Annotated in this window: 16 protein-coding genes; 11 read left to right on the top strand and 5 right to left on the bottom strand. The window is 43.8% G+C overall.

Annotated elements, in window-relative coordinates:
- Window positions 1–381: 381 nt before the first annotated feature.
- Entirely contained in the window at window positions 382–1,563 is a 1,182-nt protein-coding gene (locus C900_RS15200; protein WP_009580908.1) for an MFS transporter, read from the bottom strand.
- A gap of 138 nt (window positions 1,564–1,701) precedes the next feature.
- On the opposite strand from C900_RS15200, the gene C900_RS15195 reads away from it, so the two are divergent.
- Genes C900_RS15195 through C900_RS15185 form a run of 3 tightly spaced genes read left to right on the top strand, consistent with a single transcriptional unit; the run spans window position 1,702 to window position 3,017 of the window.
- A complete protein-coding gene (locus C900_RS15195; protein WP_009580907.1) occupies window positions 1,702–2,190 on the top strand; it encodes a hemerythrin domain-containing protein in 489 nt (162 codons plus the stop codon).
- Between the two features lie 3 nt (window positions 2,191–2,193).
- Entirely contained in the window at window positions 2,194–2,625 is a 432-nt protein-coding gene (locus tag C900_RS15190; protein WP_009580906.1) for an RrF2 family transcriptional regulator, read from the top strand.
- 2 nt (window positions 2,626–2,627) lie between these two features.
- On the top strand, window positions 2,628–3,017 hold the full coding sequence (locus tag C900_RS15185) for a group III truncated hemoglobin (RefSeq protein ID WP_009580905.1): 390 nt from the start codon (window positions 2,628–2,630) through the stop codon (window positions 3,015–3,017).
- A gap of 79 nt (window positions 3,018–3,096) precedes the next feature.
- On the opposite strand, the gene C900_RS15180 is transcribed toward C900_RS15185, so the two are convergent.
- From C900_RS15180 to C900_RS15165, 4 genes are all read right to left on the bottom strand, one after another.
- Complete coding sequence (locus C900_RS15180) at window positions 3,097–3,387, bottom strand: hypothetical protein (protein ID WP_040496884.1); 291 nt, start codon at window positions 3,385–3,387, stop codon at window positions 3,097–3,099.
- Window positions 3,388–3,547: 160 nt separating this feature from the next.
- Entirely contained in the window at window positions 3,548–3,781 is a 234-nt protein-coding gene (locus C900_RS15175; RefSeq protein ID WP_051052858.1) for a hypothetical protein, read from the bottom strand.
- A 29-nt stretch (window positions 3,782–3,810) separates the two neighbouring features.
- Window positions 3,811–4,080 carry a hypothetical protein gene (locus C900_RS15170; protein WP_040496883.1) on the bottom strand — a complete coding sequence of 90 codons (270 nt, stop codon included), beginning with the start codon at window positions 4,078–4,080 and terminating at the stop codon, window positions 3,811–3,813.
- A gap of 134 nt (window positions 4,081–4,214) precedes the next feature.
- Entirely contained in the window at window positions 4,215–4,409 is a 195-nt protein-coding gene (locus tag C900_RS15165) for a hypothetical protein (RefSeq protein WP_009580900.1), read from the bottom strand.
- A gap of 187 nt (window positions 4,410–4,596) precedes the next feature.
- Here C900_RS15165 and fabG point away from each other — a divergent pair, with 187 nt between their 5' ends.
- From fabG to C900_RS28510, 8 genes are all read left to right on the top strand, one after another.
- Entirely contained in the window at window positions 4,597–5,337 is a 741-nt protein-coding gene (gene fabG / locus C900_RS15160) for a 3-oxoacyl-ACP reductase FabG (protein WP_009580899.1), read from the top strand.
- A gap of 22 nt (window positions 5,338–5,359) precedes the next feature.
- Window positions 5,360–6,349: a 3-oxoacyl-ACP synthase III family protein gene (locus C900_RS15155; RefSeq protein ID WP_009580898.1), complete on the top strand. Its 990-nt coding sequence runs from the start codon at window positions 5,360–5,362 to the stop codon at window positions 6,347–6,349.
- Between the two features lie 3 nt (window positions 6,350–6,352).
- The gene (locus tag C900_RS15150) at window positions 6,353–7,882 is read left to right on the top strand and encodes a sodium/pantothenate symporter (protein WP_009580897.1); all 1,530 of its coding nucleotides are present in this window, start codon (window positions 6,353–6,355) and stop codon (window positions 7,880–7,882) included.
- Window positions 7,872–9,362: an o-succinylbenzoate--CoA ligase gene (gene menE, locus C900_RS15145; RefSeq protein WP_009580896.1), complete on the top strand. Its 1,491-nt coding sequence runs from the start codon at window positions 7,872–7,874 to the stop codon at window positions 9,360–9,362. The genes C900_RS15150 and menE overlap by 11 nt, the downstream gene beginning before the upstream one ends.
- The gene (locus tag C900_RS15140; RefSeq protein WP_157494043.1) at window positions 9,352–10,296 is read left to right on the top strand and encodes an alpha/beta fold hydrolase; all 945 of its coding nucleotides are present in this window, start codon (window positions 9,352–9,354) and stop codon (window positions 10,294–10,296) included. The genes menE and C900_RS15140 overlap by 11 nt, the downstream gene beginning before the upstream one ends.
- Before the next feature lie 429 nt (window positions 10,297–10,725).
- A complete protein-coding gene (locus C900_RS15135; protein ID WP_185113974.1) occupies window positions 10,726–12,264 on the top strand; it encodes a hypothetical protein in 1,539 nt (512 codons plus the stop codon).
- Between the two features lie 142 nt (window positions 12,265–12,406).
- Complete coding sequence (locus C900_RS15130) at window positions 12,407–14,878, top strand: TonB-dependent receptor (protein ID WP_009580893.1); 2,472 nt, start codon at window positions 12,407–12,409, stop codon at window positions 14,876–14,878.
- Window positions 14,879–15,350: 472 nt separating this feature from the next.
- Complete coding sequence (locus tag C900_RS28510; RefSeq protein WP_009580892.1) at window positions 15,351–17,306, top strand: extracellular catalytic domain type 1 short-chain-length polyhydroxyalkanoate depolymerase; 1,956 nt, start codon at window positions 15,351–15,353, stop codon at window positions 17,304–17,306.
- Window positions 17,307–17,454 lie beyond the last annotated feature (148 nt).

The raw sequence follows: 17,454 nt of genomic DNA, 5'->3' as shown, positions 1-17,454 counted from the left end.
TAACCCAAAAATGCTCATCCGAGGCATCCAACAACTTTTTTAGTTGATTTTGAGGATAATGACATTACACCATCATTAACCACAGAGGAAGCAGAGGAGCAACAGCAATCATAAACCACCACGTCATGCTGAAATTTTCGCAGAGCAACGGAGAAAATATTCAGGATCCCCCTGATCCGTTGGCAGAGGCTGAAGTTCAGTCACAGCCAGTAGAGAGGAGATCCAGGATCTTCCCCCGAGTCCTGGCTCGGGACAGACGGGATGACTGAAGCAGGGAATTGAATAATTATCTGACTATCAGTATATTGGTACAACTGTACGGAACTCCGCTTTTGGGACTTCGTCCGCCCTTTGGCGAGAATGTTTTCTTAAAGCCACTACTTAGGTATGATCTGCCGAACTATGCACTTCTTCAATGTTGATGAAGTAAATGATTAAAAGGGAAACCGCCACTGCTGTTGTAATAAAGGTGGCCTTCGGACTAACATAAAACCATATGAGTCCTGCAAGCGAGCTGGCCAGTAATGTGGCAATACTTCGAAAAGCCTCGTAGGTACCTATTGCCGTTGCCATATCTTCCTTTTTACAGGTATTGCTTATCCATGCCTTGGAAACACCCTCTGTGCAAGCCGCATAGACACCGTATAAAAAGAACAGAACAAAAAACATTTCCTGATCTTTAAAATATGCCATACCAAAATAGACTATGCTAAAGAAGGCCAAGCCTGCAATAAACATTTTTTTAAGACCGATATTGTCCGCCACTTTTCCAAGGGGGTAAGCAAATACAGCAAAAATAAGATTGTAAAAAATGTACATACCTATGAGCATAGTATCGCTAATTCCGTGATGTTTGAGCATAAGAAGAAGGAAAACATCAGAACTATTGAACAAGGTAAATACCAAAAGGCCTGATAGCAACTTCTTATACGCGGCACTACTTGTGGGGAGATAGCGAATGAAGCTAAAAAAAGACACCGCCTTCTTTCTGACAATATTGATCTTCTTTTCTTTAATGGCCAGGGTACCCAACACACCTGCTACACCCGGAATGAACGCCAGGTAAAACAGCATATGGTACGAACCTGGATTTAAGTACAAAAAAACAAGCGCTAGCGTAGGACCCAATGCCGCTCCAAAAGTATCCATAGTCCGGTGAAAACCAAATACTTCACCGCGTGATCTGCCTGGCGCCTCTCCTGCCAATAGGGCGTCCCTGGCCCCCGTTCTGACTCCCTTACCTAATCTATCGATCGTTCTGGCAGAAAATATCCACCAAGGCCACGTTAAAACTGCCATCATGGGTTTTGATATGGCGCTAAGAGCATATCCAAGCTGCACAAAAGGCAGCCTCTTTCCCTGTACATCCGATAATTTACCAAAATAACCTTTGCTCAATCCTGCTGTGGCTTCTGCAAAGCCTTCTAACACTCCGATCAGAACAACTGAAAAACCGATGCTCTTTAAATACAAAGGCATCACCGGATACAGCATTTCGCTTGAAATGTCTGTAAAAAAACTGACAAGGGACAGTACCCAAACCGTTCGGCTAATTACCTTCATCGCTTAAATTTAGAGATTTGACATCGATCTCCTTCCAAATCTCACAGTTTTTATCAAACTAACTTACAGGACTTTTTTATCTTCTATTCACTAACGTTATATTTGCGCTGAGCGTACCCGGAAATGATTTGTGCAAGTATGAATAGAACACCCATTAGAAGACATCCCTCACTGGTAGCTTTATCAAAAGATCATCACTTTGGTCTGTTATTATGCTGGAAAATAAGAACAGGTTTCAACAGAGGTATCTCCCCTGGAAGGATGCAAAACTATGTACAGTACTATTTTTCAGAACACCTCTTTGATCACTTTGCCTGGGAAGAACGTATGGTATTCACTCTTTTAGATGAACAAGATCCTTTAATAAAAAAGGCGCTGAGTCAGCATAGAAAGCTAAGAAAGCTTTACAACCAACTGGAATCAAAACCTGAAAAGTGTGAGGTGAGCCTGGGATTGATCGAAGAGCTGCTGGAAAATCATATTCGTTTTGAAGAACGTGAACTCTTCAATCATATACAAGAGGTGTGTTCGGAAGCAGCACTTGACAAGCTCGGGAATGAAATAAATAATGAACATATCTCTTTTAAAGATGAATGGAATGATGTTTTTTGGGATAAAAAGAAATAGAGAATGTTTTCAAAGGCATGTGAATATGGCATAAGGGCCGTCATATATATTGTTTCGGTCAGTTCATCAGGCAAAAAAGCAGGTATTAAGGATATCTGCAAACACATTAAAGCGCCCGAGCCATTTACTGCCAAAATACTTCAGAACCTGAGCCGGTTGGGCATTGTTAAATCTACAAAAGGCCCACATGGTGGATTTTATGTGGAAGAAGGAGCCCACGATATTCGTCTTATCGATATTGTAACTGCCATTGATGGTGATAAGCTATTTACAGGCTGCGGACTGGGGGTTGACGTTTGCTCTGAAAAAAAGCCGTGCCCGATACACAATGAATTTAAAAGTATCCGCGAGTCATTACGCATTATGCTGGAAAAGACTTCCATTCAGCACATTGCCAAGGATCTGGACAAAGGACTTGTATTTCTAAAAACTTAATTATGGCTGTTGACATTAAGGGACTAGCTGAAATAAAGATCCTGGTAGACCATTTTTACCTGAAGGTCAGGCATGATGACCTTCTGGGTCCGGTTTTCGAAAGCAGGATCAGGGGACACTGGCACCCTCACCTTCAGAAAATGTACACCTTCTGGGACTCGGTGCTATTTGCCAGTCAAACCTATAAGGGGAGCCCTTTCCTCAAACATTATGATTTACCTGTGTCTGATAAACATTTTACACAATGGCTGCACCTCTTCAACCAAACTATTGATGAATTCTTTAGCGGACCGAAAGCTGAAGAAGCAAAAAACCGTGCCTATCTGATGTCTGAAATGTTTCAAAAGAAAATCAACGCCTATCGCCAGTCAGGAAGTCAACCTCTATTATGAAAGGCTAAAAAAACGGCTGCCATCAGACGGCATAGATGACAGCCATTAAAAACTAAAAGGATTAAGTTAATATTTACAACTACCCTACCAGGCAATAAATTACGATCATCAGATGAGCTATCGTGCTCAATACAAAAATTGAAATGGTAACACGTGTAGGCATTACGGCCAGGTTAGAAACCAGGATCATAAATGAAAAAATGGTCATGACCAGGTAAGGTATGGCCCCGGCATCTGCATGGAGCATAAGAAGTAATGTGGGCGGCACCACCACGCATGTATGTATCAGGATAATGACTGCCATGACCAGCAATCTGTTAAATTCCAGTGTCTCTGTCCAACTGTTATAACGTCTTATTAATGCTCCCATTTCATTAAAAGATTAAAAGGTCTTTAATTCATTTATTCAAAAATACAGACTGGATTTGATAAATAAAAATAAAAAGACCTTTTTATCCTTTAATAAAATAAAATGAACGGGAGGCTATATTAACCATCCCATCCATTCGCTTGGATCACCCAACCCAAAACTAATCTCGTCTTGAACCTCCGATACACCAGATGCAGTCACGATAACCTGCTTTATGGGCAGAAATTAAAGAGGGAAAAGGTCTGTCTCCACCATCTTCCATTATATCATTGATCTGGCAGTTAGTTTTGACGTTAAACAGGTCATGAACCTCTCTTTTACCAGTATCTACCATATACCGCTGGCCTTTCATATTGCCTCTGTAGGTAATGAGTATGCTTCGTGCTTCTTCCATTACATTAAAAAATTTGGTTCTACATTATTTCAGTTCACGCTTTTGCTTCCGGGGTAGCCATTATTCAACAGGTGGATCCGGCCTCTTGTTCTATACCCTTCAATCTCCTGTTGCCTGCTGATTACAGCATCTTCTTTATTTGTTAAAGAAAGTTCCATGTTCTTTGCCCTCTTAGAGGAGGACGAGCTGGAAGGTTTAGCCGCTGAGGAGTGCTGTATTTGCACCCCGTGATCATCTGCATCAGGCATAGGTGAAAGACCCATAGTTCCAACCAACACAACAAATAGAATAGTCTTCATAAAATTGATTTCTATTGACAATGCAACTTACAAATGAAAAATAAATTTCTGCCCGGGGATTATTCCCCTAAAATGTCATAAACGGCTTTTTTGAAGCAAAAGAAAGGTTTTCAACTATTAAGGCATAGGTAATTTTACCTATAAAAAGGAGTAAAATTCACTAATAAGGGTCTATAAGGAAACTCAAAGTCAAAGGTCCAGGCTTGTGAAGTGCCAAAAAGCGGAGCGTACAATCCGGCCCACCGGTCATACATATATACTTTAGCTCTTGTATAAACATACCACGTCTGATCAAAAATATACCCGATCAGGTATACATTAAAATTCATTAGTAGCGGAAAATGTCTAATTGAACTTTTAAAGTCCACCCCTCATAAATCAATTTTAAATCACTGTAAATCAGCAATTAAAATAAAACTCCAGCAACATAATCAAAAAAGTCAACACACACCAATTTTATCCCCAACTGAAGCTCTGTCTTCAATACCCTATTTTGGATCATCAAAGTAGAAAAGCATGAAAAAATTAAAAGATAAAGTAGCCATCATTACAGGCGGTGCACGAGGAATAGGTTTTGCCTCCGCCAGTAAGTTTTTAACAGAAGGGGCTCAGGTGGTGATATGGGACATCAGCGATGATGCCGGCCAGCACGCCCTGGAAAGCCTGAAAGGAAATGGCAGTATCAGCTTTATAAAAGTAGATACCACAAGCCCGGAATCAGTTGTCCGTGCTACAGAACTGGTAATAAATACCTATAAAAAAATAGATATCCTCATCAATAATGCGGGTATCACGCGTGACGCCACGATCAAAAAAATGACTTTGGCCGAGTGGCAGCAGGTGATCGATGTCAATCTTACAGGGGTATTCAACTGCACTCAGGCTGTAGTACCGCACATGATTGAACAAGGCGCTGGTTGTATCATCAACACCTCCTCTGTGGTGGGGCTTTACGGCAATTTCGGCCAGGCCAATTATGCCGCCACTAAGTCCGGACTCATAGGCATGACCAAAACGCTGGCCAAGGAGTTGGGCAAATATAATATCACCGTCAATGCTGTGGCCCCCGGTTTCATTGCCACAGACATGATACAGACCATCCCAGAGAAGGTGATCAATATGATGGTAGGCAAAACACCGCTGGGCAGGCTCGGAAAGCCTGAAGATATCGCCAATGCCTACGCCTTTCTTGCCTCAAGCGATGCTGCATTTATCAGTGGCACAGTGTTGAGTGTGGACGGGGCTGTTTCAATTTAACTATTCTGAAATCAAAGAATATATGCGCAAAGCAATTATAAGATCCACAGGTGCCTATGTACCTGAAAAGGTAATCCCTAACAGCTATTTCTCTGAACTTCTGCGGGAAGATGTAGACGGGTGGTTAAGAGAGAATGTAAATATCTATGAAAGGCGATGGTGTGCAGAAAATGAGTCGGTAGCTGACCTGTGCCAACGCGCCAGCGAGCAGGCACTCCAGCGGGCCGTCCTGAATGCCAGTGACCTCGACCTGATCATAGTAGCTACGGATACACCGGAGTACATCTCCCCCTCCACCGCTGCCGTGCTGCAAGACCGGCTTGGCGCTGTCAATGCCGGCACTTTCGACCTCAACACTGCCTGTGCCGGTTTTGTAACTGCCTTTGATGTAGCAGCAAAGTATATTACCGCTGATGAACGGTACAACAACATATTGGTGCTGGGCGGATACGCCATGAGCAAACACCTCAATATGTCTGATAAAAAAACAGTCACGCTCTTTGCAGACGGTGCAGGTGCAGTAATACTATCAGCCGAGAACAACAGTGACAATGGTTTTATCACCAGCGAGCTAAAAACCAAGGGTGAATACAACGGGTGGATGGGCATCTACAGTGGTGGCTCACATGAACCGGTGAATGCCGATGTGATCAGCAGGATGGATCATAAGTTGAAGTTTGTACATAAGTTCCCTAAAGAGATCAATCCGGTGATGTGGACGGAGATGACATTGAAGATGTGTGAACGGCTCGGCATCACACCCGATGATATTGACCAATACCTGATCACCCAACTGAATTTCAACTCTATCGATGAAACAATGGACCGTTTGGGTGTAGACCGCAGCAAGGCGCATAAGATCATGAAGTATTATGGCTATACCGGATCGGCCTGTATTCCCATGGCTTTGAACGATGCCATTGAAAATGGCAAGATCCAGCGTGGAGATATGTTGTTTTTGATAGGCTCCGGTGGCGGGTTGGCTTTCGCCTGTGCGGCTATAAAGTATTAAAATATGAATGACCTCGCTTCTAATGAACAAATAATAGCCACGTGGGTCCTGATCATTGTTTACATAGCCGTGGTGCTGTTGTTTGTGATCAGAGGGGCACGCAGAACCCAAAACATCAGTGATTATGCCCTGGGCACAATTGGTTTCTCGCCGGTGGCGGTTGGGTTGGCGCTGGCAGCTTCCATGACCAGTGCCGCCACCTTTATTATCAACCCGGGGTTCATCGCGCTTTATGGGATCAGCGGTGTCATCTCCTTTGCTGTAGTTATGCCACTGGCTATTTACATCTCTCTTATTGTAATGACGAAGGGTTTTCGAAAATATGGCGCTACGGTAAAGGCGCTAACCATGGCTCAATGGATAGGAAAAATGTACAACAGCCAGAGGTATTCTATCTTTTTTGCCTTTCTGTCATTCCTATTGATCACCTTCATCGTTTTGATCTGTGTGGGACTCACTCAGGTGCTTTCCAGCGCCCTGAATGCCGAACCCGTATGGGTGCTGGCTGCCGTCATCGCATTTGTATTTGGCTATATGATGTTTGGTGGCGCCAATTCCCTGGTATATACCAATGCAATCCAGGCCACACTTATGTTGGTAGTCGCTATCATCCTTCTGTCATCCGGCACTAGTTATTTTGAAAAGGGAATAGATGGATTCATTGGACAACTTCAGGCCATTGACGAGCAATTGGTGAAGCCTGTCAACCCCGACAGCTTCTTATTCCGCGATTATTTTGAAATCATCTTTTGCCAGTTTATCATAGGAATAGCCATTGTATGCCAGCCCCATATTATGACCAAAAGCCTGCTATTGAAAAAAGACAGTGATGTAAATAAATACCTTACTGTCAGTATTATCACCTTGATCATTTTTTTCGCTGTCGTATTCACCGGGTTATATGTCAGGCTATATTTTCCCGACCTGACCGTTAACGGAGAACCCATGCCTATGGATAGCCTGATTTCTGCTTATGTGGTAAGTAAATTCCCTGTTTATGTGGGTATCATGGTGATATTGGGGCTGATCTCAGCAGGGCTCTCTACATTGGAAGGGCTGGTACAATCGTTAAGCACCACCATCACAGCCGACCTTCTCGATCCTTTGGTGGGGAAACACCTGGGCTTTCATGAACATAAAAAGCAGGTATTCATCAACAAAATGGTGATTGTGGCTTTGGCATTTGTCAGCTTTGGGCTCTCGTATGAGCAACTGAAAAACCCTAACCTCAGTGTTGCTATTTTCGCTCAAAATGGCGTGTATGCCTACTTTTCCGCTGCCTTTGTGCCGGTGCTTTTTGGCACATTTTTAAAGAAATCTTCACTAACAGCAGTATTTTCAGCATCAATTACGGCTATAATTGTGCATTTTGGCGTTTATTATGGGCAAATAACTCCCTACATGAAAGAACCGGTAAACAACCCCGCCATTGCTTCAACATTTGCCATATTGAGCTCACTGCTCGTTGGTGGAGTAATTTATTATTTCAGTTTAGCGTCAAACAAACGGGAAGAGAAAGTATATGTACACTAAAGACTGGTTAAGCAAGTGGGCCATTTACAATCCTGACAAGATTGCGATTGAGGAGTATGAAACGGAACGAAACCTCACTTATTCGTATTTAAATACCAACGCCATTAAACTTGTGGCTTTGCTCAGGGCCTGGAATGTAACCAAGGGAGATCGGGTACTAGTGGTCGCAGAACATAGCCTGGAATTGGTCACATTGTTTGGAGCAGCTCAGAAGTGTGGTATTATTATCGTGCCAGTCAACTACAGGCTGGCACCTGCCGAGATAGATTTTTTAATAGAAAACTGTAGCCCTGCCCTCATACTACACGATCGGCAATTTCTTCAAAAGGTAGCATTGTTAAAAAACGCCAGGTCGATCCATACTGAAATACTCGAGGACCTTTCCGCACTCATAGAAAAAATAGCTATCAAAGAAACCGAGCCTGTATCATTGCGTGAAGATGATCCCTTATTCATTTTATACACTTCCGGCACTACCGGTTTCCCGAAAGGGGCAATATATACTTACAAGATGCTATTTTGGAATAGCCTGAATACCACCATGAGCCTGGCGCTTACCCCGAATGACCACACCATCAACTGCATGCCTGCCTTTCATACCGGCGGGTGGAACGTACTGCTCACCCCAATGCTCCACCGGGGCGCTACTGTAGGCATTGTTAAGAAATTTGATGCAGAACACCTGTTAAATCTGCTGGATCAACAGCAGTCCACTGTTTTTATGGGCGTTCCAACTATGCTTAAAATGATGATGGATGCGCCTGCTTTTGATAAAGTAAAACTGGAAAAACTCAGGTACTTCATTGTAGGTGGCGAAGCCCTGCCCCACCCCGTGATCAAGCGCTGGCACAACAAAGGCATCAGCATCAGACAGGGCTATGGGTTAACGGAAGTAGGCCCGAACCTGACTTCGTTGCACCAGGAGGATGCAGAACGCAAGCTGGGGTCGATCGGCAAGCCAAATTTCTATGTAGAAGCCGCACTATTCGATGAAAACATGCAGGAAGTGCGGCCTGGTGAGATAGGTGAATTTTGTCTCAGAGGTGAGGTGGTTACCCCCGGCTACTGGCAAAACGAAGAAGCCACCAGAGAGGCGATCAGTGATGGCTGGTTCAGGACCGGGGACCTGATGGAAAAAGACGATGAGGGATACCTGTATGTGGTCGACCGGAAAAAGTGTATGTTTATTTCCGGCGGGGAGAACGTGTACCCTGCTGAAGTAGAACGAGTGCTGATCTCTGCTGAAGGGGTGAGCGAAGTAGCCGTTGTCGGTGTACCGGATGATAAATGGGGTGAAGTAGGCAAGGCTTACATAGTAATAAAGGAAGGATACAAGACTGATGGAATTCAATCCTTTTGCTGTGACAAACTGGCTAAATTTAAGATACCAAAATACTTTGTAACCATCGATGAGCTTCCCAAAAATGATAGCGGTAAAATCGATCGGAAAGCTTTAAAAACATTGCATTATGAAAGTTAAATATCTCTTTTCTCTGTGCTTATTACTGATTTCCTTATCAGCTATGTCTCAAGAACGAACCATCGCCAGCATTATTAAACCCTATTCATTTACAACCCATTACCTGGATATCAACGACAGCACTACCATTGCTTATGTAGATGAAGGCAGGGGAGATAAAACATTGATTTTTGTGCATGGCCTGGCCACCTACCTCCCCTCCTGGCAGAAAAACATACCCGAACTAAAAAAGCACTACCGCTGTATCGCCATTGATCTCCCCGGCTATGGCCGTTCTTCGAAAAGCCTTTCCCATGCCACGATGAGCTACTACGCGCAATCGATCAATCAGCTTATTGAAAAGCTAAAGCTGGAAAAAGTAACTATGGTCGGGCATTCCATGGGCGCCCAGGTAAGCATGACCGTAGCGCTACAATATCCGGAAAAAGTAGAATCGCTGATACTCGCGGCACCTGCAGGTTTTGAAACGTTTAATGAGAAAGAAGCCATCTGGCTAAGGTCGATTTTTAAACCGGAGGCAGTAGCCGCTGCCAGCCCGGAACAGATCAGGTTTAATTATGGGCTAAACTTCTATAAAATGACTGCCGATGTAGAATTCATGATCCAGGATCGCATCAAGATGACAGCCGCTAAAGATTTCATGCTATACTGCAAGACGATATCCAAAGGGGTATCGGGAATGCTGGATGAGCCGGTATTTCAACAATTAAAGGATCTTCAGCAACCTGTTATGGTGGTTTATGGTGAAAATGATGCGCTAATTCCAAACCCGATCTTACATAAAGCCGTGACCACTGCCGACATTGCAAAAAAAGGACACGAGCAACTCCCGAACAGTCAGCTAAAAATGATCCGCGAATGCGGACATTTTGTTCCCTTCGAAAAACCTGATATATTCAATAGGATTATTGTTGATTTTCTTGGAGGAAGGTAATAAATCGGGTATAGCATGGAAAATGATGGGATTGAAAACGTGTCACTACCGAGCAGTCATAGAAGCACAGAGATGAATAGATCTCTCCTTGCAGTCGAGATGACCGGGCGATGAAAGACGAGCTTTACGAAGCCAGGACATCCCAAACATGAGGAACAACACGCGATAATAGAGGAATTTGCTCTTCACCAGGCAGTTATCCCGACCCAAGGAGGGGTCTATGCAGATCAAGATCGCAGCAAAGGTGCTACTGCATTTTGGCCTTTGCTCTTGGTAAGAAGATAGCTATGGTAATAAAATGGCAGGTAGTAACCTTCGTTAGGGGGAATGTATTTAAAGGTAGAAGTTCAGAGATGAATAGATCTCTCCTTACAGTCGAGATGACCGCGCGATGAAGGACAAGCTTTACAAAGCCAGGTCATCCCGACCATGAGGAGCAACACGAGAGATGACAAGATAATGGAGGTAATCTACTCTCCACCAGGCGGTCATCCCGACCCAAGTAGGGATCTATGCAGATCAGAAACGAAGCAAACCATTATGGCCGTTAAAAAGAAACTAAAGAAGTTTAGCGAATATGCAGAAAAGATACTCCCTCATGAAGCATCTTATCTGCTGGGCGTTGAAAATTTTGAAGACCCAGAGAAAAAGAGCATCCTCGAAAAAATTGCCCACAATAGCAATAACTTCAACAGAGCCGAGTCCTACGACACCTCCATCGACAAAAGAAAATATACCAACCTCAAAAACTGGATCGATGCCAGGCTGGACGACATCAATGTCGACAAACACTTTGAATGGATCAATGAAATGGACAGGAAGGTCATGACCGACTCCATTACGCCAGAAGATGAGTTGCTTTTACTCAAAACCATCAAAAGCTATAGACATCCCATCTATAATTTCATGAAATACTACGAGCTCATGCTCAACTTCCGGCATTTTCTCCTGATCAGGCTCCGGTATGATGACCATAAGATCGTTAACCAGTTCATCACTGCCTACAAAGATCCGTATGACAAGGCCCGGGAGGTAAATCAGAAGCTACACCAGGCCACCGTAGATATCATCGATCAATACTCTCTTAACAACACGGAATCACGTCATTGGGAAAGCTGGCTCACCGACATCTTTTATAATGAACAACTGGATGGCAACAACCGCTATTTCGCTATCATCAGGCTTACTTTCATGTACTTCAACTATAGAGAATTTGATAAGCTGAAAACGCTTTATGACCATCTGGACGGCCTGCTGGCCAAAGGCTTCTTCTACTCCAGGAGGATCTTGTACAACTATTATGCTAACAGGCTGATGCTTCATTCAAAATTTGATGTGCTTCAACAGGCCGAAGAATATGGCTACCTCTCCATCCGGCAAAAAAATGCGGACCATCTGCAATACCTGACCAATTTCAGTTCTATTCTGTTGAGAAGAGGAAAGATTGACGAGGCCCTAAGTCTGCTAAAGGAGTCTATGACAGAAATGAAAATTTCCCATAACTTTCACAATAAGATCGGCTTTGTCGCTTTTTATGTGAAGTGCCTGAACCTCAACAACCAGCCGCAGGATGGAGAGCGATACGCTGAGAGCTTTTTGAGGATCAACAAAGAGCATGTACTGGCCAAAAGATGGTATATCTTCTTTACGGCATACCTCAATTCACTCCTACTGCAGGAAAAGTATGAAAAGGTGATACATACCTGTAAAAGGTACGGACTGCTTGTACGCGACCGGGAAGACCAGAAAAAACCAATTTACCTGCCCACTATCAGGTGGTATTATGAAATGTCAATGTATATGGAAGGACGAATAGCTGAGGACAAGTTGATTGAAGCTATAACAACTTCAGGCAAAGATTACCTGACCAACCACCACAAATCATCTGTTATTCAAGACCTTCTCGATGACCTGCAGATACATGTTCCGCACATCATCAAAGAAATAAAGTCATCACTACATTTTTAGCACATAAATTTCTATAAAACAGATAGTTACATAAAAAACACAAGCTAAATAGCTTCAAAGTCATCCCTTTCTTATTTTTATGCTGGTTTAATGCCCTCTCAGCAATGATTAGGTTAGAGGTAACAATTAACCCTATCCTACTATGAAGAATTTTTTTACAATATGTTCACTGCTCTTGCTTCTGTTATCCTTTTCGTTAAAGGCGCAGGATGGAGGTATCAAAGGGCAGGTAATTGAAGTCAGTGGCGAGCCTCTCGTGGGAGCTAATGTAACCCTAAAGGGAACAACAAAGGGAGCCACTACAGACCTCAGCGGAAACTTCACCATATCTAACGTTGATGATGGTTCATATGCATTAATAGTCAGTTTCGTTGGCTATGAAGAGGTGGAAAAGTCAGTTACCGTATCAGGCAACATCACCGATTTGGGAACGATCAGCCTAAGTCCCTCCCTCCTGTTTTTATCCAATCAGGTGGTGATATCGGGTACACGAAGGGCTGAAAAGCTTACAGAAACTCCTGCTACCATCCAGTTGATCAGTTCGAGGCAAATTGTCGAATTGCCTTCTTTCAACCCGGGAGAATTACTGGCACGTGTAAAAGGCGTAGAATTTGTGAGATCAGGTGTTGTTGGTACAGGTATTAATATCCGTGGTTTTAACAGCAACTTTAACTCCAAGAACCTGCAGATCAACGATGGACGTTATGCCACCCTGGTAGCCACAGGCCTGCCCTTCGGCCCTTTGGGGACTATTATAAAGGAAGATGTAGACCGGATAGAAGTTATCCTCGGCCCTAATGCAGCGCTTTATGGCCCCAATGCGCACAACGGATTGGTCAACACCATCACGAAAGACCCCAGAAGCTCGGAAGGGACCACTTTCGCACTCGGAGCAGGTAATCAGAGTATGCTCACCGCGCGCCTGCGACATGCCCAGGCGCTCAACGACAGATGGGCTATTAAGGTCACCGGAGAATACACCAAAGGCGAGGAATTTGAATTTGCCGATTCCGTATACATAGACAGGCTAAATGCCAGTGGCAACCCCGGCCGGGATGGTATCAAAGAAGGATACGAAGAACTTGAATTGGATAATGATTTCAGTTTCCTTAGAGGGGGCGCCTCATTATACTACAACGTATCGGATGATGCCGACATTATAGCCAGTTGGGGTGGTAGTAATAGTACCTACCTGGCGCCCACCAACGTGGGCCGGAACCAGATCATAGACTGGAAGATCAGCTATTACTCGTTGAAATATACTTCACCACATTGGTTCGCCCAGGCTTATATGACTACCAGCAAAACCGATGATACCTATGCCATCGATGAGCGAACAAAAAGATACTACATAGGCATAGATACCGGCTTACCTGATGCAGAAGCCAGGGGTGAATATTCCTACTCAAGCGGAGCCAGGTTTATCGATGACTCACAGCGTTACAATGCCGAAGTACAATACAATACTACACTCAGCGAATTCAATATAGTGCTGGGAGCACAGTGGCAGCGCGACCTCGCCAACAGCCACGGCACCTACCTGTTGGACAATAATGAAAAAGACTACATACAAGTAGACCAAACAGGCATATATGGACAGTTAGAGCGTGAATTTGGATCAGGATTTAAAGTAACAACTGCATTCAGAGGTGATAACCATGAGATCTACGGCTTCAACTTTGTGCCGAAAGCAGGAATAGTAAAAACTGTTAACAACGGTTCATTCAGGCTGACCTACGCACAGGGTATAGCTGCACCAACTATTCTTAACATGTATGGCAACCTTTTCTCAGGCCTGATCCTGGGCAATGCTGAAGGGTTTACACTGGCAGATGGCTCAAAAGTAGAGAAACAGAAGGTGGAAAAGATCCAGACTTTTGAAATTGGCTATAAAGGACAAGCAGCTAAGAAGCTATTCCTGGATGCCAATGCATATTACAATATCTCCGAAGACTTCCTGAGCCCGGTAACGGTAATAGGAGTTACCACACATAGAGGTGACCAGCCTACATCAGAAGTACAGGACGCTTATGCGGTATACCAGGGTCTGGTAGCCACCTATGTCAACTTCGGGAAAGTGAACACTTACGGATTTGACATAGGCCTTAACTACAGTTTCACCCCTAATCTGAATCTTGATTTTAACTACTCTTACTTCGATTATTCTGTAGATGAAGATAACCTGGAGGAAAATGATTTCAACAAAGATGGTGTGGTAAATAAGCTGGATGTGCTGGTGAATGCACCTACCCATAAGTTTGGAGTAGGCCTGAACTATAGCAGTGATAAATTCTTCGGAACGGTATTTACCCGTTGGGTACAGGAGTACGACTACTTCTCAAGCTTCCAGATCGCGGCAAAAACACAGGATCTTGTTTACAGAGGGGTACCTGTGGTGGAAGATGCCAGAAGCGCTGATACCTGGAACTACGGCCCATTAGGAGGCTTTGTGAATGTTGATCTTGGTGTGGGGTACCATATCAATGATATCTTTACCGTTTCCGGTCAGGTCACTAACCTGTTCGATGCAGAATTCAGAGAATTTACTGCTTCACCATTCATCGGAAGGCTTTATTCTGTAGAGTTGAAGATCGACCTTCCTGCTATAAAATAAATAGTGGCTGTAAGAAAACTCTAAGTGGCTTTAAGAAAACGTTCCCGCCAAAGAGCGGGATGAAGTGCCAAAAAGCGGAGCGTACTGGGGTACGAGAGCATTTTTGGGGCAAACGTAACGCAGACATTGGCGTTTTCTTAGAGACACTAAATAGTAAGTTTTGTCAGATAATGTAGGTTTCAGTTGATGCTGGAACCTACTTTTTTCTAACCATTTCTAACACATACGCCTCAGGCAAACGATGAAAAGTCCACCAATTTTCATCACGCTATTTCCTACTGATAATCAATACAATAAGCACGAAAGCATATTTATAATCCAGTAAAGTCATAGTGTTTTATTTGGGCTCATACATTCTCCTTTTCATCAGTAAGTGGTAATATGAGATAACCACTTGGGTAATACACCTTAATTGTCTTCAAAAATGGCTATTATCTCAAAACCATTTTAAATAACCTAAACCCTCACTACAATGAAAAGGCTCACTCTACTTCTTGCACTATTTCTCACTTATAGCATAGCCTTACCTCAAACCAGGGTAACCAACTTTGGCTCCAATCCGGGTAATCTGGCTATGTATGTGTATTCTCCGCCCGCTGTACCTGATAACGCCCCTTTGGTACTGGCACTTCATGGCTGTACACAAAGCGCCACCTCGTATGCTCTGGAAAGCGGGTGGAATTCCCTTGCTGATAGTTATGGCTTTCACGTCATTTACGCGGAACAGAACAGCGCCAACAATTCATCCAAATGCTTCAACTGGTTTGAAAGTCAGGACATTGCCCGTGGCTCGGGAGAGGCAGCTTCTTTAAAATCTATGGTCGATTATATGAAAAACCATTATTCCTTAGATAATACCAGTGTTTTTGTCACCGGCTTTTCCGCAGGCGGTGCCATGACAACAGTAATGATGGCCACCTACCCTGATGTATTCGCTGCCGGGGCTGTAATGAGCGGACTTCCTTACAAGGTAGCCATTGGCTCCAATGCAGCATTTATGGCTATGTTTGGGAATGTCAACAAGTCTCCGCAGGAACTGGGAAGCCTGGTAAAAAATGCCTACCCTTCCTATAGCGGCCCCTGGCCCAGGCTGGCCACTTTTCATGGCACATCCGACTATACGGTATATTTTATGAATCAGAGAGAATTAATGGAGCAGTGGACGGATGTTCATGGTGTAGATCAAACCTCTGACGAAGAAATTAATCCGTTTGTTGGTAATCCGGCAGTGACTAAAAAGAGTTATCGAAATAGCAGCGAACAAGACGTTGTTGTCTCATATAGTATTACCGGCATGGGACATGCCGTAGCAGTTGATCCTGGCTCAGGAGAATACCAGGGAGGCGCTACCGGATCTTATGCTACAGATGTCAACTTTTTCTCCAGCTACTACGCTGCGGAGTTCTTCGGTATTACAGGCTCATCCATGTCACCACTGGAGGCTCCTGACAATATTCAGGCTGTAGGCATTTCTGACAATGAAATCCGGCTGACCTGGCGTGATAAATCCACTGCAGAAACAGCCTACGAAGTGGAGAGGTCAGAAGATCCGGAAAACGGATTCAGCACCGTGGCCAATTTGGCAGCTAATATTGAAGATTATAATGACACGGGGCTTTCACCCGACACAAAATACCATTATAAGGTGACAGCCATTGGGTTAGCAGGAGAACGTGCCACTGGTAATATAATTTCCGCAACGACTCTACCGACCGGTGACGGAGGTTCTGTCGTAACTATTGAACAGCTCCATGGAAATGGTATATTAAGCTACAACAATAATCAAAACATGGGACAGTCTTTTACTTCACCGGTTGATGGTACTCCGACTTCAGTTTTATTCAATTTGGTTAATCCCATATCCAATTCAACCCTTAAAATATATGAAGGGAATACAGTCTCGGGTTCGGCATTCTTTGAGCAAAGCAATATATCCAAATCGGCCGGCTGGCAAACCATCAGTTTACAAAATGGACCTGCGCTGAGCAATGGGCAACAGTATACCATTTTGCTCACCAATTCATCTTTAAAGTACAGCTACTCCAATGTATATGCCGGTGGTAATTTTTGGTACGGCAATATCGCGTATGGCGTTTTTGATGCAGCTTTCAAAGTCGAGCTCCGCACCATCGCAACAACTTCCGCCCGTAGAACAGCAGTCCCAACATCTGAACAGGATCAAATAACTGATCCTTTTCTACTATATCCAAATCCCGCAAATAAAAGGCTCTATTTTCAAACAAGCTTTCCGGGTACCAGGTATCAAATAGAGATTATTTCACCCCGTGGGGCTATATTAAAGCTACCCGAAAAGATAAATGCAGATCAAACAAATATCGACTTGTCTTCTATCCCCCCTGGTTTGTATTTGGTGAGGGTTAGTCTTCAGGGAAAGCACTATACAAGAAAAGTTATGATCCAGAGGTGAGATAATACTCCGTGTGGGCTCCCCAATGCTATTAGGTTAAGGATGTCATCCCGAGGAAATCAACAACTTTCAGTTGATTTTGAGGATAATGACAATACACCATTATTACCATAGCAGAAACTGAGGAAACAGAGGTTGTAAACCACCC

This window comes from Fulvivirga imtechensis AK7, assembly GCF_000331535.1.
GTDB classification, from domain to species: Bacteria; Bacteroidota; Bacteroidia; order Cytophagales; family Cyclobacteriaceae; genus Fulvivirga; species Fulvivirga imtechensis.
The sequence above is the reverse complement of the archived record's forward strand: the minus strand, read 5'-3'. Positions and strand labels throughout refer to the sequence as shown.

Coding starts and splice junctions, on each gene's coding strand:
- C900_RS15200 (WP_009580908.1), bottom strand. CDS start 1,563: ATGAAGGTAATTAGCCGAACGGTTTGGGTACTGTCCCTTGTCAGTTTT.
- C900_RS15195 (WP_009580907.1), top strand. CDS start 1,702: ATGAATAGAACACCCATTAGAAGACATCCCTCACTGGTAGCTTTATCA.
- C900_RS15190 (WP_009580906.1), top strand. CDS start 2,194: ATGTTTTCAAAGGCATGTGAATATGGCATAAGGGCCGTCATATATATT.
- C900_RS15185 (WP_009580905.1), top strand. CDS start 2,628: ATGGCTGTTGACATTAAGGGACTAGCTGAAATAAAGATCCTGGTAGAC.
- C900_RS15180 (WP_040496884.1), bottom strand. CDS start 3,387: ATGGGAGCATTAATAAGACGTTATAACAGTTGGACAGAGACACTGGAA.
- C900_RS15175 (WP_051052858.1), bottom strand. CDS start 3,781: ATGGAAGAAGCACGAAGCATACTCATTACCTACAGAGGCAATATGAAA.
- C900_RS15170 (WP_040496883.1), bottom strand. CDS start 4,080: ATGAAGACTATTCTATTTGTTGTGTTGGTTGGAACTATGGGTCTTTCA.
- C900_RS15165 (WP_009580900.1), bottom strand. CDS start 4,409: ATGAATTTTAATGTATACCTGATCGGGTATATTTTTGATCAGACGTGG.
- fabG (WP_009580899.1), top strand. CDS start 4,597: ATGAAAAAATTAAAAGATAAAGTAGCCATCATTACAGGCGGTGCACGA.
- C900_RS15155 (WP_009580898.1), top strand. CDS start 5,360: ATGCGCAAAGCAATTATAAGATCCACAGGTGCCTATGTACCTGAAAAG.
- C900_RS15150 (WP_009580897.1), top strand. CDS start 6,353: ATGAATGACCTCGCTTCTAATGAACAAATAATAGCCACGTGGGTCCTG.
- menE (WP_009580896.1), top strand. CDS start 7,872: ATGTACACTAAAGACTGGTTAAGCAAGTGGGCCATTTACAATCCTGAC.
- C900_RS15140 (WP_157494043.1), top strand. CDS start 9,352: ATGAAAGTTAAATATCTCTTTTCTCTGTGCTTATTACTGATTTCCTTA.
- C900_RS15135 (WP_185113974.1), top strand. CDS start 10,726: ATGAGGAGCAACACGAGAGATGACAAGATAATGGAGGTAATCTACTCT.
- C900_RS15130 (WP_009580893.1), top strand. CDS start 12,407: ATGAAGAATTTTTTTACAATATGTTCACTGCTCTTGCTTCTGTTATCC.
- C900_RS28510 (WP_009580892.1), top strand. CDS start 15,351: ATGAAAAGGCTCACTCTACTTCTTGCACTATTTCTCACTTATAGCATA.